This is a genomic window from uncultured Polaribacter sp. (genome assembly GCF_947497695.1).
GTDB lineage: Bacteria > Bacteroidota > Bacteroidia > Flavobacteriales > Flavobacteriaceae > Polaribacter.
On the sequence record NZ_CANMHM010000002.1, the window covers coordinates 74,507 to 98,746 of the forward strand.

The 24,240-nt window shown below is 30.4% G+C and carries 10 protein-coding genes; 1 reads left to right on the forward strand and 9 read right to left on the reverse strand.

Annotation, left to right across the window (positions count from 1 at the left end; translation table 11 throughout):
* Positions 1-61: 61 nt before the first annotated feature.
* The 7 genes from Q0731_RS02770 to Q0731_RS02800 all read right to left on the reverse strand — a co-directional run bounded on the left by Q0731_RS02770 (position 62) and on the right by Q0731_RS02800 (position 16,246).
* Entirely contained in the window at positions 62-1,606 is a 1,545-nt protein-coding gene (locus Q0731_RS02770; RefSeq protein ID WP_299059542.1) for a T9SS type A sorting domain-containing protein, read from the reverse strand.
* A gap of 113 nt (positions 1,607-1,719) precedes the next feature.
* Complete coding sequence (locus tag Q0731_RS02775) at positions 1,720-4,155, reverse strand: BNR-4 repeat-containing protein (RefSeq protein WP_299059545.1); 2,436 nt, start codon at positions 4,153-4,155, stop codon at positions 1,720-1,722.
* A 273-nt stretch (positions 4,156-4,428) separates the two neighbouring features.
* Positions 4,429-7,632: a BNR-4 repeat-containing protein gene (locus tag Q0731_RS02780; protein WP_299059548.1), complete on the reverse strand. Its 3,204-nt coding sequence runs from the start codon at positions 7,630-7,632 to the stop codon at positions 4,429-4,431.
* A gap of 114 nt (positions 7,633-7,746) precedes the next feature.
* Positions 7,747-8,445 carry a fibronectin type III domain-containing protein gene (locus tag Q0731_RS02785; protein ID WP_299059551.1) on the reverse strand — a complete coding sequence of 233 codons (699 nt, stop codon included), beginning with the start codon at positions 8,443-8,445 and terminating at the stop codon, positions 7,747-7,749.
* Position 8,446: 1 nt separating this feature from the next.
* Positions 8,447-10,630: a BNR-4 repeat-containing protein gene (locus tag Q0731_RS02790; RefSeq protein ID WP_299059554.1), complete on the reverse strand. Its 2,184-nt coding sequence runs from the start codon at positions 10,628-10,630 to the stop codon at positions 8,447-8,449.
* Between the two features lie 69 nt (positions 10,631-10,699).
* On the reverse strand, positions 10,700-12,694 hold the full coding sequence (locus Q0731_RS02795) for a T9SS type A sorting domain-containing protein (RefSeq protein ID WP_299059557.1): 1,995 nt from the start codon (positions 12,692-12,694) through the stop codon (positions 10,700-10,702).
* Positions 12,695-12,787: 93 nt separating this feature from the next.
* On the reverse strand, positions 12,788-16,246 hold the full coding sequence (locus tag Q0731_RS02800; protein ID WP_299059560.1) for a glycosyl hydrolase: 3,459 nt from the start codon (positions 16,244-16,246) through the stop codon (positions 12,788-12,790).
* Between the two features lie 649 nt (positions 16,247-16,895).
* On the opposite strand from Q0731_RS02800, the gene Q0731_RS02805 reads away from it, so the two are divergent.
* Positions 16,896-17,843: a hypothetical protein gene (locus Q0731_RS02805; RefSeq protein ID WP_299059563.1), complete on the forward strand. Its 948-nt coding sequence runs from the start codon at positions 16,896-16,898 to the stop codon at positions 17,841-17,843.
* A 415-nt stretch (positions 17,844-18,258) separates the two neighbouring features.
* Here Q0731_RS02805 and Q0731_RS02810 read toward each other — a convergent pair whose 3' ends face one another.
* On the reverse strand, positions 18,259-21,639 hold the full coding sequence (locus tag Q0731_RS02810) for a T9SS type A sorting domain-containing protein (RefSeq protein WP_299059566.1): 3,381 nt from the start codon (positions 21,637-21,639) through the stop codon (positions 18,259-18,261).
* A gap of 28 nt (positions 21,640-21,667) precedes the next feature.
* On the reverse strand, positions 21,668-24,130 hold the full coding sequence (locus Q0731_RS02815) for a BNR-4 repeat-containing protein (protein ID WP_299059569.1): 2,463 nt from the start codon (positions 24,128-24,130) through the stop codon (positions 21,668-21,670).
* Positions 24,131-24,240: the final 110 nt, after the last annotated feature.

Genomic DNA, 24,240 nt, shown 5'->3' on the forward strand with positions numbered 1-24,240 from the left:
TAGAAACAAAAAACCAGAAAATTTACGTTTCTGGTTTTTAAAAATCAACTGTTACTCTTTTTTATTTAATCATTATTTTTTTATGATATACTTTATTTTCTTTAGATATAACTTTTACCAAATACACACCCGAAGTAAATTTATCATCTGTATTTATATTGATAGCTCCTCCTTTAATTATTTTTGAAAAAACAGCTTTTCCTAAAACGTTATATATTTGTATATCAGCATAATCTAAATTATTTATTGCTATCGTAAACTGATTATTTGTTGGGTTTGGGTACAAATTAAGTGAAGATTGCTGAAATTCTTGATTGAAAAGATTTAACGACTTATCGATTAAAACAAGTTTCCATTTACTTCTAGGATCTGAATCAGAAACTTTAAGATGGGTTACATTTCCATTTACTTCATGATATAAAAATCTACTACTATTTGATTCAAATCTATAGGAATTATCAGATTCGTTATAATGTATTATCCAACTTTTATCACTATCACTAACAGGAGGCTCAAACTCTGTACTTACAACAGCATAAGCTCCATCAATAAAATTAAGACCTGTACCCCTTAATACTCCAAAATTATTACTATCAATATTATAAAAATTTCCTCTTTCTTCAAAAGACCAAAGACTATTAGCTCCTTCATCAGAATCAGTCATAATAACTGGTGTTGCAACTTCTCCTAAATGGTTTAAAAATTTTCCTGAAGCTACATTTTTTAAATTATATACTTTATCTGCTAACTCTAGGCCATCACTTTCTTCTCTTTCAGCTATTACTTCTTTTTTCTCGTAGGTTGTATTTGCCCATCTAATCTGAGCTCTACCTTCCCAAACTCTGTAGGCTCCATACCTAATACCAGATTGTATTCCTCTTTCTGGCTCTGGAATATTCCAGTTAAAAACCTCACCTCCAATAACTGCATCTGCATAATGTATTTTTTTTGAAGAATCATTTGGATCTTCTCTAAAACCAACTTCGAGTTCAATATCTGTTGGGGTATTTTTTTTAATATTTTTTAAAAAAACCAATTCTCTTCTGCCTTCTCTATTCAAAATCTGTTCCTTAAACAAATCAAAAGAAAGTTGTACTTCATTACCATTTTCATCGTTTCCATAAACAGGATAAGCTATAAATAAACAAATAGCAGGATCTGCAGAGCCACCTCCACCTGTATGCTTCCCTTTAGCTTGCATAATATAACTCCCTCCACGAAAACCTGAACCAACCTCTAGTATTCTTACTGTACCTGTAAATCTAGCAAAGCTACCGATTCCAGAAGTTTGAGATCTATCTAAAGATCTTTCTATTCTAGGTTGCAAATTATCTTTATCGTTAGACCCAGCTGTAATGTTATAAATTCCCCAAACTGTGCCATCAATAGTGCTTTCTTTATAATTTGCATAGCAACTTCTATCATCAATAGCACCTACATTAATAGGATTTGGCAAATCGTCTGAAGTTCTGGTTTCATTTGCACCATCTTCATTACAAGTTGTATAAGAACCTGTATCTTCATCTACTGCTATCTGGGCATTGAGAAGAAACGAAAAAAATGAAAAATATAAGAATAGTAAAATTTTTAGAGAATTTCTTACCATAGCAATCTTAATTTTTAATCTTATTTTTTATTTGATAAAAATACACAAAACCTTTAAAAACATCATCTTTAATAATACTGAATTCCTATTGTTTTGATATAAAAAATGTAATTTTATTTTATAATCAACTTAGAATAAAACACTTTATTATTATCAGAAAAAGCCTTAACCAAATAAACACCTTTTCTAAAATTAGTATTATTAACTTTTATACTATTTTTTAATGAAGAGTTTTGGTAAATTCGTTTTCCTAAAATATTATAAATTGTTATTGATGCATTATCAATATTATTAAGCTGGATTTTAAAACTATCACTCGCTGGATTCGGATAAATTTTTATTGATGACTGATCATCAATATTAACATCATCAAGACTTAATGTTGTTGTAGATTCTGCAAACCATTTACTTCTGTCGTCTGTATTTGATGAGTGTGTTACTGTATTGTCAACCATATGATACAAATATCTAGCACTAGTTCTTGTACCAAAACTATAGCTCCCATCTTCGTTTGCAATTACTGTCCAAATTTTATCTACATTAGTGTTTGGTGCTCCAAAAGAAGTGCTTACCAATTCAGGATTAGAAGAACCTCCTTTAAATCTTATCGTTCCTTTCACCTCACTATCTATATTATAATAATCAAACCCTGAGACTCCTGCTTTAACAAGCTGCCATTCTTTATCTGAACCTTCACCTGTATTGCTAGCAATAATAGAAGAGCCTGAAGATGTTAAGTATTTACCAGTTACTTTATTTTTAAGTCGATAAATATCCCCTGATAAATCATTTGCATCACGTGTAAACACTTCAATATTAATTTCTTGTGATGAAACTGATTCATTATTTTCATCATAAGCAATTGCTTGTATGGTATATGTTCCTTCTATTTCTGGAGTGTAATTTATGGTATAAGGACTTGTAGTATCTTCTTCAAAAACTTGGTTATTTATAATGAATTCTACCTTAGAAACGCTACCATTATCATTAAAAGCTTCAGCTGAAATTTCTAATGATTTATCTGCTTCATAACGTTCATTATTTATAGGAGATATCAATGAAACTTGAAAAGGACTATCATCTATACCCAAGTCTATAATGTGTAAGTATAAAGGTCTTTGATCTCCTGTAGATTGTTCCATCATATAATAATAAAGCTTACCATTACTTACATAAGCTCTACCATGACTAAATTGTTTTCCTGAAGTTGCTTCATAAACTTTTCTAAAGTTATTCGTACCTCCCAAAGACTGTTCTATATAAATTCTTCCTGAATTTAATCTAATCATATAAATATTGTTTCCAGAGGTAAATAAACGATTCCCTCCTATAAAATCTGTAGAAGTAGTAAATTCTGTATCTCCAGCCTTTTTAAAAGTATGTACATTTTTGGTAATATTATTTTCATCATCTCTAACTCTACCTATAATATGTACATCTCCTCTTTCTGTAATTGTCCAGTCAAAATTACCAACCATATATACTTGATTTTTTTGTGTAGTTGTAACCAAATCTCCTGGTTCGTAAACCAATATTTTATCTGCATTACGCAGAGGTATTGTAAAACTTTCTTCTTTATAGTTTTTCCATCCAGTTTGTCCACTCTGATCGTCAGAATAAGCAAAATAAAACCCATTTTGATACAAGTATCTATCATTGGTATTTTGCGACCTTTTCTGAAAACCAATACCTATTTTTCCTCCAACAAATTGCAATCTACCATACATTCCCCAATTATAAGGTTCACCAAAGTTTTTAGCATTTCTATCTGCGAACTTCACAAAATCTGACCAAGTTGAGGTATTTGCATCATATTTAGCAAAATGATACCCTCCATTAGGGCTTGATCCTTTTCTCATCGAAAAAAACAAATCTCCTTGAGCATTTAAAAAAAACTGAGGATATGTAAATTCTGAAAAAGCGTTATAATCTATAGCTCCATTTAAACTTAAATGTGTGTAATCTCCTGCACCACTATCTTCTACAAATTGGTCTAATGTAAACTCTTCGTCGGGTAGATCTGCAACATTTTTTTTAGAATATGAGTATCTAAAATAGTCATTTGCTAAACTACCATTTGTTGGTCTTGTTCTTGTGTATGCATGCATATCAAAAAGTAAATGTATGGTGCCATCTAAAGGGCTAACCCCTATACCAATTGTATTGTGAGATTCTCCTATATACCATACATTTCTAAAACCTGTATGCTTATGTGGAAACTCGATTGTTTTTTGAGTTTCTGTTTCTGTATTATAACGTGTCAACATCATATTACGATTTTCTTTACCACCTTTGTACCAAGTCATAAATACATAATGCTTGTAAGTAAATATACAATCGCCATGAGCAGATATTTGAGGTCCAAAAGCATAATCGTATCCTGTAGTTGAGTTTGGTGCAGTATCTGAAGAAACTTTTTTACCATCAAAATGTAAAGCGATATCGGTTATTTTAACTTCCTTTTCAAAAACCACTTGTGCTTTTGCTGAAAAATTAAAAAACAAAACAAGTAAAATACTACTTAAAAATACACGCTGATTACTATTCATAATTGATTTTTTGTTGTGTAATTATTCAAAAAAACTTTTAATTTAAATTTAAATTTAAAACACATTAAATTAACAAGTTAGCAAGCTAATAGATTTCTAATCTTGATGCATCCTTAGGTGTCCTGAAATGATAAATTCTTATTATCCAAAGTATTAAAAAAAGCCAATAACTATTATATTGACTTTTTTCTAAATTTTAAAAAGAAACTAGCCTAAAACCTCATCAGGTTAACGTTGAGGAATTAGTTAGTAGGGAATTTCAAGAAATTAATCTTATTTAATAATTAATTTTGAATGAACTATTTTATAATCATTAGAAATTACTTTTACAATATATAATCCTGAAACAAACCGTGTGTTATTTTTAATATTTAAAGTACCATTTAATGTTTCTCCTTTATAAATCGTTTTCCCTAAAGTATTATAAATCATTACTTTTGCATTTGAAATATTACCTAATGTAATTGTAAATGCATCTTTTGCAGGATTTGGAAATATTTTGATTGAAGGTTCAATTAATTTCTCATTAGACACACTTAATGGTTGACTTGTTGCCAAAACTTGCCATATACTTCTGGCATCTGTATCTTCAACTGCAGTTGTAATTACACTTCCATTTTCATCATGATATAAAAAACGACCAGTAGTACCTGCTTCAAATCGATAAGTATTATCAGTTTCATTATAATGTGATGTCCATACTTTATCTGAATCTGTTGCAGCTGAAGGTTTTGTAGTACTTACTACCAAAAAGGGACCTGCACCAAAACCAGCTCCTGTAGCTCTTAAAATACCACTACTCATATTATCTATATTCACGAAGTTTGTGTTTGGAACTGCAACTATTTCCCACTGTCTAGAATTATTTCCTATTGCATCATGCATAATAACAGGTTGGGCAGCAGCAGAACCTTCTCCTAAAAACTTTTCTGTAGCTACATTTCTAAACCAAAAAACATCATCTGATCCTTCGTTTCCACCTCCACTGGTTGCATCACCAATAATCATGCGATCTAAATTAAAGCCACCAACTTCACCTACAACTTTAATTTTTTGTACTCCTTTTTGGAGTGTAATTGTTGTTTTGGTAGATAAAAACCTTGTTAGATTTGGGGTTTTATTCAATGTCACAGATTTCAACTGAGTAGTACCCTTCATTATTTTTAGCTTTTTCCCTGTTACAGGAGTGGCAGCAAAAACTTCTAAAGGATATTCGCCATCTTCTGGAACATCAATCGTATATTCTGCAAAATCATTTACTTCCCAAGAATTTAAATAAAAGACAGAATTACTCCAACGTGTTACATTTACCCCACTTTTAGAAGTGTAATGTTCTGCTTCTATTTCTGTTGGAATTTGATGTGTTTTTGGCTTAACTGTAATTGTTTTTGATTCTTGAGCAGCTGTAAAATAATCATTACCTGTATCTGAAACTGTTACTGTTGCTGTACCTGCACCTAAAGCATGTCTTACGCGATTGCTCCAAACAATTACCACTTGATTATTAGGTGCTACAAATCTAAGTTTAGCATCTGGATTATTACTGGTAGCCACCAAACTAAAAGCTGGGTCACCAGAAGTTATTTCTGGAATATTTTGAAAACTTATTACCTGTTCTCGTTTTGGTACTGTTAGCTCATAACCAACTATTGGAGCTGCATTATAAGTATTGTCTCCAGATTGTAATGCATTAATTGTTGTTTTTCCAGCTCGTTTTACTTGCAACTTACCATCAACTATAATTGCAACATCTGTATCTGTACTCTCGTAAACAATTGGCAACCCTGAACTTGCAGTTGCGTTTAAAGTTTCATCAGCACTTCCCCAAACGTGATTAGTAGCAATTAAACTAAAGTTAATTGTTTGATTGGATTTTGAAGTATTAGAATTTACAACTAAAGTTTGTGAGACATCTGAAGCATTATCAAAAGTACCATCTCCATTTTGGCTTGCAATAATTTCACAAGAACCAACTCCCATAATTTTAACTTTATTGCCTTCTACAATTCTTGCAATATTTGTGTTTGATGATTGGTATGAAACTGGTAAGTTTGAACTTGATTTTGCAGTTAATTCAAAATTAGCATCTCCTTCTGTTTTATCAACCAAAGCATTAAAATTGATGGTTTGTGGTGTATATTCTTCTTTTTCTAATTGAAAAACAAAACAATGAACAGGCACTTCGTCACTATTTTTCACTTCACTAAATACCATGGCAATTACACCATCATTCATTATTGTAATACTTTTTTTAACACTTAACCCGATGCTCTTTCTAAAATCTTCACGCCAATCGTAAGTACCTGCCAAAGCACTAGTTACTATAAAATTACCTCCAGAAACACTAAACTTATACATACGTTTTCCGTAAAATATTCCTAAAGTTCCTTTATTTCTATCTTCTTTAAATTCAGTTTCGCCATCTTTTTTAAGGTAATTATAAGCATCAGTTCCTTTTGGTTTTTGATACATATAAATATCATTTTTAGGAGAAATAGCTACTTGTGGACCTCCTGCCCAACCTGCATTGTCTGGAACACTTCTTGGATCTGCAATTAAAAATGGAGCATGATCTATAATTGGTAAGTCATAACTTCTACCATCTACTGTAGTTGCTTTGTCATTCATTCTTTCACCTAGTTCCATTAAATACACACCTTCTCCTAGTATTGTTGGAGATTCTGCCCATCTAGGTGAGTATGAATAATAAAATTTACCATTCATAAAATGTGCTGTTCCATAAGCAAAGTGTCTTTCTCCTTGAGAAACTTCTGCACCTCTACCTCTAATAATTGTGGTTTCTTCAGACCAAGTATCTCCATTATAATAAGTCATAATAATATCTCCTCCTACAGCAGAGCCTAATCTTCTTTCAAAATACATTTCACCATTATCATTATTAAATAAATCTGGATAGGTAACACTTGTTACTTTTTTACCTGGAATTAAATAATCTTGTTGAGGTAAAAAGTTTGCTGCTGTAAAATCGCTATCAGATCCAAAAGCAATGTTTTTTTTAGATTTTATATAGTTTAAATCTTCATTATGATGATCAAACATTAAATGTACAGTACCATCTATTGGAGAAATACCTACATTTGTTGTTAAATGTGTATCTCCTTTACCACCAACTAAACTCAATTTTGCTGGCAGTTCTACATGAACCCAATCTCCTTCTCCTATTTTTTTTCTTGAAACCATTAAAGCACGATCAGCCCATCCTCCTCTATACCAAGTAAAAAACACAAAACCATTAGATACTTTCATGCAATTACCATGTGGGTTTATACTTGCCCCATAATGATAAGGTTTAGCATCATCTGCTTTCCAAAAATAAAATGCTTCGTCAGTAATTTTTGAATTTTCTAAAAAAGTTACTTGTCCAGATACTTTTTGTGAAAAAAAATTACCCACTATAAATAGCATTACTATTAATCTGTAGTTTTTAATAAAACCTATTTGTACTTGTGGTATCATAAATTAAAAGGTATTTAATTTTTATCTTTTTAAAATTTGTGACTATCAATTTGTATAAATAGACAAAATATTAAGCTAGATTTATACAGTTTTTTATTTGCACTTAAAATACTACTATTTTGTTGTAAAATTCCAAATTTGACCAATACTAGCCCCTCCTTTATTATCTTTTACTACAATTTTAAAATAATATTTTGTAGCCATTGATAAACCTGTAACACTATATGAAGTTTCTGTTTGGTTCTCAGAGATTTTTGTTACTGGGTTTTCATTACTATCCATATACACATCAAATAACAGTGCATCTCCATCAATATCTGAGGCTGACCAACTTAAAGTTGTACTTGTTCCATCAACTTGAGCTTCTATAGCTGGTGCTATTAAAGTTGGTGCAAAAGGCACATGATTAGAAACGCCCTCACCTTCTGTTAAAAATTGCATTACTGGAGAATAAGCACTTTCTTTATTTGTACTATCTACTGCTTTAATTCGCCAATAATACGCTTTCCCTGTTTCTAAAGTAATCAATTTTGATTCAGAAAAACTACTCTCGCTAAATGTAATTGGTAAAAAAGAACTACTCTCTGAGACTTCAATTATATAATTTATTCTATTACCTTCTGCATCTGAAGATGCAACCCATTGAAATACTACATTATTATCAGTACAAATCTCATTTCCTAATGGAAATATTTGATTAGGTATTGTTGGTGCTGTATTTTCATCTATTTGCACACTAGATGATTCATCTTTACTGCTACAAGAAGTCACCATTAATCCTATTGCTATTAAATATAAATATACTTTTTTCATCTTATTTCTTTATTAACTTTATAAATACAGGCACTTTTGAATTCATTTTTACAAAATAAATTCCATTAGGATTCTCTCTTATATCTAATTGTACTTTTCCTTCATTTACTGGGTATGTTTTAGAAACTAATAAGCGTGATTGAATGTTGTAAATTTCTAAATTTATGAATTGTATTTCATTTGGAATAAAAAGTTCAAACAATCCGTTTGATGGATTAGGATAAGCTTTAATATCTTCTAATAAACTAATCGTTTTAAGCATTTCTCCCTGACAAGCTTCTTTACTCTTAATTTGAATATTGTCTCCATCATTCACATCAATAGAAAAATTAGACTGGTTTGTTTGTAATACTTTTTCTCCATTTTTTAACACTGTATAAGGTGCAGTCCCTGAAGATACAGATACCTCTGCAGAACGTTTGCTAACATTTATTTTTGCAGCTAATGTTTCTGATGCTGATATAGCTACTTTAGAACAACTAGTGTAGTTTTGACCTACAACAGCTACACAAATATTATAGATACCTGGTGTTAAATCTTCTATTGTTTTCTTTTGATTAAAAGTATACTCAACTTCATTTACTGTGGCAACATAATTACTATCTGCTGCTGCACTAATTATTAACTTACCATTATTATTATCTACACATGTTTCACCAACAGCTTGAATTGTAATATTATTTGGCAATGTAGGGTCTGTTGCTGGGATATCTAAATCGATAATTTTTAAATATAATGGTAATGCATTACCAGAACCTTTTTCCATTAAATAGTAATACAATTTACCTTGTTCTATATATATTTGCCCATGATCAAAAGTTTTACCTGAGGTTTCTTCATAAACTCTCGTAAAATTATTAGTACCTCCTTTAGCCTTTTCAACAAATACGCGTCCAGTATTTGTTAGACCTATAATAAATACATCTTTACCAGCTGTATAAATAGCTTCTGCTCCTGCAAAATCTTCTGATGTAATAAAATCGGTTGCTCCAGCAGGCTTATATGTATGTAAGTTTTTCGTAACCTTAAATTGATTATCTCTAACTCGGCTTATAATATGCACATCTTCATTTTCAGTTACAGTCCAGTCAAATCCTGCTACGATACTTATAGAACTTGTATTTGTACCTTGAACATAATCTCCAGGTTCCATAACTTTTATCTTATCTGCGTCAAAAAGAGGCACTGAAAAAGGTTCTCCTTTATGATTTTTCCAACCTGTTGCACCACTTTGATCATCAGAATATGCATAATACACACCATTTTGGTATTGGTACTTATCATTATTATTTGCAGATCTTCTTTGAAAACCAATTCTTATTTTTCCGTTTTCATATTTAATATCTCCATATAAACCCCAATTATGAGTTATTCCTGATTGATTCCTTGCATTTAAGACATTGAAATCTGTAAAATCACTCCAATTACTAGAGTTTGCATTATATTTTGTAAATTTATAAGCACCATTATTATTACCACCTTCTCTCATATACATTAATAATTCTCCATCATCATTTAAAAAGAATTTAGGGTAGGTTAATGCAATAAATTCCGACTGAGCAGCAGCTCCTGGCATTCTTAAATGCTTATAACTTTCATTACTGTTTTTCACAAATTTATCTAGAGTAAATTCATCATCTGGTAATGAAGCTGTATTTTTAACAGAATATGAATATCTAAAATAATCATTAGATAAAGTTCCATTAGAAGGTCTTGATGCACTGTAAGCATGCATATCGTATAACAAATGTATAGATCCGTCTAAAGGGCTTATACCTACAGCTATTGTATTATGAGATTCTCCTAACCACCATCTGTTTTGAAAACCAGTATGCCTGTGTGGAAATTCTATTGTAGCCATAGTACCAGTTATTGTATTGTAACGAGTTAGCATTACATGTCTATCCAACTTTCCACCTCTGTACCAAGTCATAAAAACATAATTTCCAAATGTTTTTATACAATCTCCATGAGCAGAAATACTACGACCAAAAACAAAATCATAAGCATTTGCATTCCCATTATCAGAAGACTCTCTATCATTAGATCTACTAACACCATTAAAATGCAACCCTAAATCACTAATTTTAACTTCTTTTTCTAAAGTAACTTGAGCAGTTGTTGAAAAGTTAAAAAAAATTAAAAATAACATACTACTAAAATATACAATCTGTTTTTTATTCATTTCTATTATTTTTTATCTGTATTGCATTGACATTTAATTAATGATTATTTAAACTAAAAGATTAATATTTTAATTTATAATCAATTTATTGTAATATACTTTTTGGTTTTTATCTGTAACTTTAATTAAGTAAACTCCTGTTTGAAATCTATTTGTATTTGCTATTTCTATGTTTTTATTCACATCAAATTTTTGATACACTTTTTCACCTAATATATTATAAATAATTACAGTAGCATTCTCAATATTATTTAATTGTATCTTAAAGTTACTATTTGCAGGATTAGGATATGTTTTTATAGAAGATAAAACTAATTGATTCTCTTCTAAACTTAAAGATTGACTTGTTGGTATCGCTTCCCATTGACTTCTTGCATCTGTCTCATCTGCAGCAATATTAGTAACACTACCATTTTCTTCATGGTATAAAAATTTACCATTATTTCTTGCCTCAATTCTAAAAACATTTTCTGTTCCTGTTTCATGTATTGTCCAGACTTTATCAGTATCAGAGGCAGGAGCTCCTTTTGTTGTACTTACTACCTCTCCTGTTCCTTTAGCACGTAAAATACCTAAAGATTCACTATCTATATTGAAATATTCTCCAGATTTCACAAAAGTCCAATGTGTATTTTGTGCGTCTCCTGAATCTGTCATGGTTACTGGTGTAGCACTTGAACCAGCGTCTCTAAGGAATTTTCCTGTAGCTACATTTCTCAACCTAACAATATCATCAGATGGTTCAGCAATATTATTGTCTACAACCTCTGCTTTTTGATATGTTGTATTTGCCCATCTAAATTGAGCTCTACCTTCTCTTACTCTGTAAGCACCATATCTAATACCAGACTCTAAACCTCTATCTGGTTCAGGGATATTATAATTAAAAGCCTCACCACCAATTATAGCATCACAATAGTGTACTTTTTTTGTTGCATCATTTGGATCTACTCTGAAACCCACCTCTAACTCAAAATCAACTTCCTCATTTTTATTTACTCTCTTTAAGAACACTACTTCTCTACCACTTCCTTCTCCTCCTCGTTCTAAAATACGTTCAGCATAAATATCAAAAGCTACTTGCTTACTTGCATTAATGCCATCTCCATAAACAGGATGAGCTCTATATAAAAGAATTGCAGGATCATTAGAACCGCCTCCTCCAGAGTGTTTTCCTTTTGCCTGTGCTAAATAACTTCCACTTGAACTAAAAGAACCTGTATCTCCTACTTCAAGTATTCTAAAAGTTCCTGTAAATTTTGCGAAACTACCTACTCCAGTTTCACCTGATCTTGGTAAAGAACGTTCTATTCTAGGTTGTAAACTAGCTCCATCCCAATGATTAGAACCAGCAGTAATGTTATAAACACCCCAAGTTTTTCCATTAACTTCACTTTCTGAATAATCTGAATAACAACTTCTATCATCTGCAGTACCAACATTAACAGAACTAGTAATATCTACATTTCTTGTACTATTGTTTTGAAATTCTCCTGAAGATGGACAATTAAGATCTGTACTTGTATCTTCATCAATAGCTATCATAACTGGAGTTTGTATGTAAGGAATAAGTTTCCAATTACTTCTATCATCTGTATCAGAGACTACAGAATGAGTAACAGTTCCATTTGTTTCATGATACATAAATCTCCCTGTTGTTCTTGACCCAAATCTATAGGTATCATTAGTTTCATTATGATATATTGTCCAAGTTTTATCAGTATCAGAAGCAGGAGAAGATTTAGTTGTACTCACCACTACATAAGGACCTCCTGGACCTCCAGCACCAGGTGAGCGTAATATACCTAAGGTTTCACTATCAATATTATAAAAATCCCCACTTTGTACAAATTTAAAATGTGTATTTGCTGGCTCTCCTGAATCCGTCATTGTAACAGCTGCTGCACTTGTACCTGCATCTGTTAAAAATTTACTTGTTGCAACATTTTGCAATCTAAAAACACCATCTGAAGGTGGAGTGTTTTGTGCTGATACAAAAAGTGTGCACAACGTAAAACTGAATAGCAATATGTATTTAAAAGTATTTTTTTTCAAAATTATCATAGGTATAGTAAATTAAAAAATAAAATTAGGTTATGTTTTGAGCTAAAGTGTCCTGAACTGTCCTGAAACTATACTATTTTAACATCTCTTTAATTATAAACTCATTTTTAGTTTTACAGGCCCAATTAAACCAGCTTTTTCTAACTCAGTTTCATTGTTTTTTGGGCGAGCTGTTGTCCAAGTTTTTTTAGCACCTTTTGGTCTTTTGTTATCAAAGATTAGTTGATTTCTCCAAGTATTGGTAACTTTTATTTCTAGGTTGTTATTTCCTTTTTGAATTACATTTGTAATATCAAACACAAAAGGAGGTGCCCATTTTACACCCACTTTTTTTCCATTACACCATACTTCTGCAATATTTGCAACTTCACCTAAATCTAAAATAGTTGTATTACCTGTTTCTTTTACTTCTATGGATTTTGAATACGTTGTAGTTCCTGAATAATGATTTACAGCTTTATTTTCTAGTGCTGTTAGCGATTTTAATGCATCAATTTGAATGGATTCTGGTGTATCCCAACCTTTATCAAAAGATAATTTCCAGTTATTTTGAAGCGATTTTTCTTTGATAGAAATTGTTTTTTTTATTTCTTTTTCATTTTGATGAAATACATATTCACCAGAAACTGATGCTATAAATTCATCTTTTTTCCAAGAAACTTTTGGATTTTTATTTGTTTTATGAATTTGATACCAACCTGTTTTGGCATCTAAAATAGTTTCATCATTCAACGTAATTTTTGATGCCATTGGTTTTGTATCACTTTTAGAAAATACAATAATTTTACTTCCATTTGAAGGTAATGATAAAACAACATTTGTTCTATTAGTTGATGATTTCCAAATTTTTGCATCTTGTTGATTTCCTGTAAAGGCATCCCAAATTTGTGGAGACATCTCATTCATTCTAAAACTTAAAGAAACATCCACAGGAAAATCGTCTTTAGACGCTACAAAATAAATATGCGCATCTTTGGTTTCTCTATGAATCCAATTAATATCTAGTTTTTCTGGCACAATTACATCTTTTGCAATTTTTTCTTCTTGTAAAACTTCTTCTAATGTTTTACCCCAATATACTTTTCCTTTTCCCACTTGTTTTGAGCCACTTTTAGAATTCCCCCATAACTCTTCTGCAATAGATTTTAATTCTTTTAAATCATTTTTATTATCCATTAAACTTGGAGAATCTTTGGGTTTATCGCCTAAAACAACAGCACCATTTAATACCAATTCTTTTATTTTTTTTAGGGTTGATAACAACATACTTTCTGAATCTCTCAAAGTAATAATTCTGTAATCTCCTCCCTTTTCAACGTGAATTTTCCCATCTTTAATACTTATTTTTTCTTGTAAAATTTCTTCGTTTAAATAATCAAATCTGTATCCTTTTGGAAAAAAATCTAAATCAAAAGGTGGTCTATCAAAATGATCTCCATAATATCTTAACACATCTGCTACATATTCGCCTTGTTGTAAAACATATTGATTTCTAGACAAATACTCAATCCATTCTGGCATATATTTCCACCAAGTTTGTTGTCTTACCAAAGGAAAACCGATATTTCCTCCAAAACTAGAACCTGGAGAAACATCTGTTTGAGGTGTATGAGAAAAGGTGTGAAATACTAAATGATTTACTCCCTTTGCAAAGTTATAATCAATTAAATATTTAACAGAAAAAGGGTGTTCATTCCATTTTACCCCCACTTGTGTACAGGCTTCTGCAGCTAATTTTGGTTTGTTATATAAATGTACTGCAGATGCTGCATTGTAAATTGGTTTTGCATATTCATTTTGTGCAGATGGTGATTTTGGATACCAAAACTCGGTCATAGGAATATCACTCACTCCATAATAACGCATTGGATCTACGGGTAAAACTTCTCCTCCTGCACCTTCTGTATATACATCTGCTCCCATTTCGTGTGCAACTGTTGCAAAATGTTTAAAGAAATTATCGATAAAGACATCATCCATTGTTTGACGTAGATCTCGTAGAAACTTGCTTGTTGTTTCTGCATCATCAACAATAAAACCCATTGTAGCTGGCAAGTATTTTTTCATACTGTAGCCTCTTCGATTTTTAAATTCTTTAAACAAATCTTCAGAGTTCATTGTCCAAGTTGGTACATGACTTTCCCAACTATCAATTAACAAACCTTGTAATTTTCCGTCTCCAATAGGACCTCCAGGTTTTATTAAATTACCAATCATTCCGTTTTTTAGATGATTTTCTATGGCAATTTTATCTAATTTACTAGATTCCCAACCTGTAGCTTCTGGAACAGCAGGTTTGTTGGTTAATCTCATATTGATATGTCCAAAACGAACAATCGTCCAATTTCCTTGAGGAACATTCCAAGTCAATTTTCCATCCTCAGCTAACTTATCAGTAAGATTTATAATTTTATCAGAATTAATAATTGTGTTTTCAGAATACTCATTTTTTACGTCTTTTTCTAATCGTCTTAAAACTTTTGCTGCTTTTGCTTCGTGATTATGTAGTTTTGGTTTCGCACTTAATCTTATAAATTCTGGGGCAATAGCATGGGTTCCTAAAAAAGTGAATTTAAATTCGTTTGAAGTAGTTTCTGGGATAGCTAGTGTTAAGTGTTTGCGTCTATCATTCCAGTTTCCATCTGGTAAATTTAAGGTGGTAATTTCTGTAAATCTTCCCTTAATAAATGCTTCCACTTTAATAGTAACATCCATTTTTGGATATTGAAAATTCAAAATTAAATGACGTAATTGTGGAAAAACAATAGAACGTAAGGTTATTTTTTCATCAAACGTAGTTTTTACCCAAGTTTGTTGCTTGTTATTTACAGAAATTCCTTGTTTTCTGTATGTTTTTAAAGGTTGATCTAATTGTGTAGTTTTTCTTGTTACAATCAATTTAGAAGCTGGATTAAAAATAGCTTTCCAAGGAACTAATGTATTATTAGTTTCTATTTTAGACGGATTAAAAGGTTCTAAATTCGCTCCTTTTGGAGTTGGAAAAGCAACTATTTGTACATCTTTATAATTGTAATCTGGTGTATGGTATAAAGAATCAATTTTTAAAATTTCCTGAAATTGTTTGTTTCCAGAAATATGATAGGTTGTTTCTACTAATTCTCTTTGTGCTTCTTCTACAGGCACCCAAGGCCCACCTGTCATAGACCAACCAGGGCAATTTTGCATCGTAAACTTTAAACCCAAACGTTTGCATTCTTCTGATGCAAAACGAATCATATCTTCCCATTCTGGAGATAAAATTTTAATGGGTTTTACGTTTGGAAATGCTCTACCTGCTTTGTTAAATAAATGAATTCCTTGTAAACCAGCATCTTTTATGGCTTGTAAATCTAATTTTAAACCTTCTTTACTAATGTTATTTCCATTTAAATGAAACCAAGTTTCTGGATGGTATTCTTTTGAAGGTGCTTTGAAATTCTTTGATAATTCTTTAAGAGATTTCTGAGATTTAACACCTAAAAAATCTTGGTTTTTATTTTGACAACTTAAGACTAAGTGTATAGATAATATTAGTAAAAATTTGCGAATCATTATAAATAGTTTGTAAAAGTGAAAATACAATTACTTTAGATTATTTCTGTCCTGTAGCGTCACGATAGAAATACTAACAATTCTATTAATAATCTATAATTTTTTTTTAATTATTACTAGATTAATGAATAATAGATTATTTATTAACAATAGGTCTTTTATATCAGTACAGTTCAGGATGGTTTTAGTAAAGCTTCTCTCTATTTTTGACAAAACATAACATTAAACATTTTTAATAAAAGTTTTATAAACAAATCAATATAAAGACTTTTTTTTATAATTGGTTTTATCTAATAAAATTTTCTTAATTAAAAGAGTAATAAAACATCAAAATTTAAGTTTTATTAATAATACTCAGAAAAAAATGTAAGTTGTTTTTAATTGAAACGACATTTATATTATAGTATAAGAATCGATTTTTAAACTTGCTTAGAAATAGTTTTTAGAATGAAATACTTTTGAAAATTTTCACTTTGTATGTAGTAATAAAATCGACATTTCTCTGATAGAAAACACTAAATATATTTAAAAGTAAAATACAATATTATATACATAATTTAACAAAATTGAGATTTAAAAAAAACTAATTTTACAATAATTAAGATAGCCTAAAAAAACAAATACATAAATAATTAAATTATTCAAAAACATGATAAAATCAAATTTTTTCCACCAAATAAAATCAATCATTTCATTAGTTATTCTTGTAGCATTTATTTCTTGCTCATCAGAAGAAAACAACTTATCTGAAGACGATATTATATTTAAAGACGATGAAGTAGTTGTAAAAGATCCTGAACCAGAACCAGATCCTGTAATAGTTGCAGAAGATGAAGATACTGGAACTTATACTACATGTAATGATGACGGTGCTAATACAACTAGAACCTCAAGCGATTTGTCAAATGCCGTTAATATAGGAACTATTGACGATAGAAGTTGTTATGCTAATTACAAAGAAAGTGTTATTGATGGAATTACTTGGGGAATATACAATATAACTGATGGTTCTAATAATCAAGATGCTGCAAACACCTTACAACCAAGAATAGAACGCTCATTACCTATAGCAAATCCTAATGTAGGTTCATTCGTAAAATTTACAGGAGACTTTAGAATATTAGAGGTAGGAGACACAGGCTCTTTTGGTTCTAGTGGAAGTTACATAGCACAGGCTAAAGGCCAACATACTGGAGGAGGAGGTTCTAATGATCCTGCTATTTGTTTATATAGAGCACATCCTATTTATGGTACAGGTATTAATTCAGACAAACAAGTGGCGTTTGATATTTATGCAGAACGTATCTTAGAACGTGGTGGATCAGGAAGTGGTAGAGAAGTTGTTTTATTAAAACGAGTAAATAAAAACGAGATAACTTCTTTTGTGATGGAGGTTGGTTTTAAAGTAGATCCAAACGATGCTACAAAAAAAATACACTACTGTAATGCAATAATTGGTAGTGAAGCTTTTAATTGGAATATTCCTGAACCTGATAGAGGAACACAATCAAAAATTAGATATGGCGCATATCGTGTTAGAGGAGGTAGAGCACAAATTAGATGGGCAAATACAACACACGAAAGAGTGAACAAATAAAATATCTTCAATTTTTATTAGGGAATATATTTTTAATGATTAAATGAATATAAGTTTCCCTTTAAATCTTAAGATACATTAAAAAAGGGTAAGAAAAATTATAATTTTTCTTACCCTTTTTTTTTATCATTACCCAGTTTTATATGTTTTTAATAAGAGTTAATTCCTTAAAACAGTATTTTTTTAACTTTATTTACTATTAATATTTCCATTTAAATGAAACCAAATTTCTAGATGACATTCTCTTTTAAGTTGATTACTCATTTCTAAAATTAAAGTAAATTTCTGAAGACTTATATCTTCATTTTCTTTAGTAGTATAGCTTAGAAAAATCAATAATAATAATAATAATAATAATAATAATAATAATAATAATATAAATTTATAAAACTTATTAAAATTTAGAACTAAGAAGTTAGTTTTTAATAAATTTAACAAAAACTGGCTTATCCATATTTAATTTGATAAAATAAATACCTTTAGAAATCGAACTAAAATCAAGATTAATATTTCCATTATTGACTTTTTCGATGTTTGATTTTATCAATTTTCCTTGAATATTATAAACATTTACTGCTAATTCAATTAAATATTTTGGCACTTTAATTTTTAAATTTCCTTTAGTAGGATTTGGATATACTAAAATTTCACTATTAAATTCAGCATTAGAAACAGATAATGAGCTGTCTAAAGTAAATTCTGTAAATGCTTTATTTTCTGTATCTCCATTAATGGTTTTATCCAAAAAAGTAAGTTGCGTTCCTTTTCCAATATACATAGAAACGTCAGTTGCATTTGCCTTTGAAATGGTTCTAACCACTGCAAATCTTCCAGTAAAAGCAATATTTAAATCGGTTAAGTTTATGGCAACATCATCATCATTTGATAAAACATAATCTATAATTTCTTGACCATCCACATTAGAAATTACTTTTACGCCCACTACTTTATTATTTTCAATAATATTTTCTGTTGATTTTATAGTGCTTTCAGTATTACCTGAAGGTTCATAAATGGCAATAAAAGGTTGATTCCAGGCTTCACCATATTTACGCATGATAAACATTTGGGTATCCTTTTTATCATAACCATTACTTACTTCTTGCGTTGGTGGTGCTAATGCAGTACTATATTCTTTATCAACTCCTCCAGGAACAGCAAGATGTAAATAGTCTTTTGTGACTTGTAAATCGAATCGTGCAGTTATAGCATCATTTGTTACTGTTGATGTTTTTGCATCTGTAAACCATCTCCAACCTGGTTGTTTTCTATCATCACCAACATCATTTTGATATCTTGTTGGCGAAGCTGTTAAATTCAAAAGGTTTTCTCCCGTTTTTATCTGCATTTCATCACCTAAACCGTGAAATAAATAATCGTGAAAATTATTGTTTGTATTCGATTTCGACCTAAAAACATCTACATAATAGCCAGAAGTTGCACTTGTTCTAATAATACTATTGGTACGTTGCTGATTTACATTATTTATTTTATCGTCTAAAAACTGAGTGGAAAAACTAAAATTTACGGCAATTGGATTTGCATATGGTTTGGGTTCTACAGCTTCTAAAACAATCGGGTTTACAATATTTTGCCAAGTGCTATTTCCATTAGTTTTAGCACCTCTACCTGAAGTTCCGTTTACAATAATTGTGTTATGTGCTGCATAAGATACTGCATATTGCTCATGTAAATCTGAGCCATAACCACTTGCTGCACCACCAAAATCCGGTCCAATAACATAACCTGCTCCATAAATTTCTAAATCTAATCCAGAAGCATGTGCGTGTACATAAGTACCACCTCCTGTGTAATACATCAATCCATTTTGTTCATCATTTGTACCAGAATAATTTCTTTGCATTACAACACCTGCGTGTGTTGCTTTTACAGTGCCATATTTTGGAAATCCAGGATCACTTACAGCAGCATCAATATTTACGCCCCACAATAATTGTAGTGGATTGTTCCATTCTAATCTTTGATCTTCTATTGTTGGATTGTAACCACCCTCTTCTTTGTAAATTTTTTGCAAAGTCGTTAAAGTTTTATCTTTTAAATCCGCATAATTTTTTCTATCAGCTATTGCTAAAACACTTCTAAAAATATGGGCGTGATCTGTAAAACTTCTACCAATATCTCCATACGCCATAGTTGCTCCATTTGGATATAAGAAGTTTTCATAGGTAAATATACTTTCTAAAAGATCTTGATTATTTTCTACTAAATTCAAATCAGGTTTATAACGATCTACAATATTCATTATCTGAATAAAAAGTGCATGTGTAAATTTTCCATACCCAGCAGATTCTGGCCACAAACGATCTTCATCACTAAATCTATCTAACATCCAAATAATTCCATCTTGTTTAGCATCTCCATTCCACAACTTGTTAAAGAAAATTTCTCTAGTAACATCATCTTCCATACACATAACACTATACAAAGCTCCTGGCAATTCTAAAACAGGATGATTGGAGTTAGACCCACCAACTTTTAAAACATTATCTGCCATCACTTCAAAAGCTTTTTGAGAAGTTTCAAAATTAAAAGCTATTTGTATGTTCGCATTTAAATCGTATACTTTTTTTTCTGATTTTGATATAAAAGGTTGCACAAAATCGTAGATCATTGCTACTCTTGTAAACAATTCTCTTGGTGGAATTAAATGATTAAAATTTGGTGCATAAAACTCAAAAGTTAATGGGTCTTTTGTACTTAACATTTTTACATATTGATGTAAAATATCTGCTGCAATTTGTGCATATCTTTCATCTTCTGTTAAATAATACAACATTGCACATTCTACACCCACATTTAATCTGGTTCTATGAGTTGTTCTATTGCCAGGAATTGCAGGAATTAAATTAATTTCTGCTGATGGATTATTTGCATGAGTTGTTAATCTTGAAGCTTGACGTTGTTTTAATTGATTAAATAAACTATTTGCCCAAGTATGATTTGAAATATTGTCTAAAATACCTTGTCTATCTGATGGAGAAACCCAAATATGAGGATGCACCAAAGATTGACCAGAAGTTACTTGGGTAGATTCAATTAATAAATCTAACATTTCTATATTATCAAAATCAAAAGTCCCAGTTCCTGTGCTTGAGGTTGCTTGTATTTTAAACCCTGTAATAGCTCCTTTAGGCGAATCTGTATTTTTTAAAGAAAAACCAGTTATTACTTTGGTTTGCCCTATCCAAATATCCATTTTACCACTAGCTATATTTTCTGAAAGGTTGTTTGGTGTTGTATATGTTTGAGCTGTTTCTTTGCTATTTACAATAAAGGTAATGGTTTGCTTCCCTGAAAAAGTACCAGAACTTGGTGCTCCACCAATATTATCTATGGTAGAAATTCTAAATTCACCTTGGTTTTCTCTTGTGCTAATACCAAATCTACTTGCATAGTTTGACGATTGCCCATTAGAGGCACTTGTAAAAGTTGATCCCACAAAAATTGCAAAAACATTGTTTTTATTTAGCTGATGATTACTGGCTTCAAAATCGAATTTTAATTGAACAAATTCGGGTTTAGTTTCAAAAGAAATATTTCTAAAAGCATACATTGTTCCTGTACCTGTTCTATTAAAACGTAAGGTTTCATTAGTGATACTGGTTGTAAAATTAGATCCGTTTGTAGAAATTTCATTAAACTGACCAGAATTAGGAGCAGTGCTTATATAATCTTCAATAGTTGTTGACCCACTAAAATCTTGATTGAATAATTGTGCTTTTATTGAAATTGAAAAACTTAAAAATAAGAGCGTAAAAAAGAGTTTTTTTATCATTTTAAAATATCTTAATAAATTATGGTTTTCACTCAATGATTAACTTTGTGTGATGTACTTTTTGATTATCATCTGTAATTTTTACAAAATATAAACCAGAAGAAAATTTGCCATTATTATCAATTTCTACACTTTTTTTTGTAGTTGATGTTTGATAAACTAATTTGCCAAAAAGATTATACATCTTAACATTTACTTGATTTAAATTATTGAAAACCAATTTAAAATTATTATTAGCTGGATTTGGATATATTTTTACTGATGATAACAATTTATTGTTTTGAATACTTAAAGATACATCTTTGGATATAACCTGCCATTTGCTTCTATCATCATTTTCAGGGACTTTAATATTAGTGACATTACCATCTTCATCATAATACAAAAATCTGTCATTATCTTTAGATTCAAATCTATAAGTATCATCTGACTCTATGTAATGAACAGTCCATACTTTATCAGTATCTGTTGCAGGTGCTGCTTTACCTGTACTAACTACAAAATAAGGTTTATTTCCACCATCAAATCCAGAACCTGGTGCACGCAGAATTCCGAAAGTTTCGCTTTTTATATTGTAATATTCTTCACTTTTTACAAAAGTCCAATTTTTATCTTCTCCTTCACCTGAATCGTTCATCCTAACAGGAATAGCACTTTCTCCTGAATCTGTTAAAAATTTGCCTGATGCTACATTTTTTAATTTGTAAACCTCTCCAGACAAGTCTGTTTTATCTATTTCTTTTACTTCAATCGTTATTTCTGAAGATTCAATACTTTTATCACTATCATTATAAGCTATTCCTTTAATAGTATAGTTTCCTATTTCTGTTGGAATCCAACTTAAAAGGTATGGTTTTGTGATGTCTTCTTTATATTTTACATCATTAATATAGAATTCTACTTTTGTAAGAGCTCCTGTATCTGTTGTTGCGTTTGCAAACAATTCTATGTTATCTTCAACTTCAAAAAGCTGGTTGTCTGTTGGAGTGATTAATTTAACGGCGAATGGTTTTGGTCCATTATCAATACCTAAATCAATAATTTGCAAATAGGTTGGCTGTGTATCATCATTATCTGCAGCATTATTTTCTAATAAATAATAATACAATTTTCCTTCATGAATATATACTTGTCCTTTTCTAAAGCGTTTACCAGAAGTTTGTTCGTAAACTTTATTAAATTGATTTGTACCACCTTTAGCCTGCTCTATAAAAGGTCTACCGGAAGAATTTAGACCAATCACAAATACATCATCTCCAGACGTGTACAAAGCTTCTGCACCAGAAAAATCGTCAGAAATTATAAAGTTAGTTGCCCCATTTGGTTTATAACTGTGTATATTTTTGGTAATATTATTCTCATTGTCTTTTACTTTACTAATAATATGTACATCACCATTATCAGTAACAGTCCAATCGAAACCACTAACAATATAAACTTTATTTGTTTGTGTAGTTTGTACATAATTACCGGGTTCAAATACTAGAGCTTCTTCAGCTTTTACCAATGGAAAAGTAATATTTTCACCTTTATGATTTTTCCAATTTGATGCACCTGTTGGGTCATCAGAATAGGCATAATAAACTCCATTTTGATACTGATATTTATCAGAACCTGTATTTAACCTACGTTGAAAACCTACTCTTATTTTACCATCAGTATATTTAATATTTCCATAAATACTCCAGTTATTAGTTTCTCCTTTACTACCAGCTCCTAAAGCATTAAAATATTTGAATCGCTCCCATTTATTAGCACCTGAATCGTATTTTATAAAAGCTTGTGCTCCATCATGAGAAGTACCATCTCTTGCAGTTAAAAATAATTCTCCATCAGAATTTAAAAAAAACTCTGGATAAGTAAACCTATCATAATGAGGTGCATCTCTAACTCCATCCATTGTACAATGCCTATAGTCATTATCTATTGGGTCTTTTACAAACTTATCTAATGTAAATTCTGCATCAGTAAATTCTGCTGCTCCATTTATGGAATAAGAATATCTAAAATAATCGTTTGAAAATACTCCAGAATTACGATATGCATGCATATCATAGACCATATGAATTGTTCCGTTCTTAGGGCTGATTGCTATTGCAATTGTATTATGTGTTTCTCCAATCCACCATTTGCCATTAAAACCAGTATGTTGATGTGGAAATTCTATTGTTTTTATTTCGCCTGTTTCTGAATTATACCTTGACAACATAACATGTCTATCATTTTTACCTCCTCTATACCAAGACATAAAAACATATTGTTTGTAAGCTTTTATACAATCTCCATGAGGAGACAAGGCAGATCCATAAGCATAATCATAAGGTTCATTAACATCTTGCACACTACTTGATTGATTTTTAACACCATTAAAATACATGGCTAAATCTGTTATTTTAATTTCTTTTTCTAAAGTAACTTGAGCACTTAAGCCCCTAGTAAAAAGAATTAATCCAATAACAAGTAGATGTTCGAGTGCGATTTTTTTCATCATATTAAAAATTTTAAAATAATAATTGCAATAAACTTAATCCTTTTTCTAATAATATCTATCCTGAACACTACCGATAAAAAAACCTCCTATTAAAAATAATAGGAGGCTTA

Coding starts and splice junctions, on each gene's coding strand:
- Q0731_RS02770 (WP_299059542.1), bottom strand. CDS start 1,606: ATGGTAAGAAATTCTCTAAAAATTTTACTATTCTTATATTTTTCATTT.
- Q0731_RS02775 (WP_299059545.1), bottom strand. CDS start 4,155: ATGAATAGTAATCAGCGTGTATTTTTAAGTAGTATTTTACTTGTTTTG.
- Q0731_RS02780 (WP_299059548.1), bottom strand. CDS start 7,632: ATGATACCACAAGTACAAATAGGTTTTATTAAAAACTACAGATTAATA.
- Q0731_RS02785 (WP_299059551.1), bottom strand. CDS start 8,445: ATGAAAAAAGTATATTTATATTTAATAGCAATAGGATTAATGGTGACT.
- Q0731_RS02790 (WP_299059554.1), bottom strand. CDS start 10,630: ATGAATAAAAAACAGATTGTATATTTTAGTAGTATGTTATTTTTAATT.
- Q0731_RS02795 (WP_299059557.1), bottom strand. CDS start 12,694: ATGATAATTTTGAAAAAAAATACTTTTAAATACATATTGCTATTCAGT.
- Q0731_RS02800 (WP_299059560.1), bottom strand. CDS start 16,246: ATGATTCGCAAATTTTTACTAATATTATCTATACACTTAGTCTTAAGT.
- Q0731_RS02805 (WP_299059563.1), top strand. CDS start 16,896: ATGATAAAATCAAATTTTTTCCACCAAATAAAATCAATCATTTCATTA.
- Q0731_RS02810 (WP_299059566.1), bottom strand. CDS start 21,639: ATGATAAAAAAACTCTTTTTTACGCTCTTATTTTTAAGTTTTTCAATT.
- Q0731_RS02815 (WP_299059569.1), bottom strand. CDS start 24,130: ATGATGAAAAAAATCGCACTCGAACATCTACTTGTTATTGGATTAATT.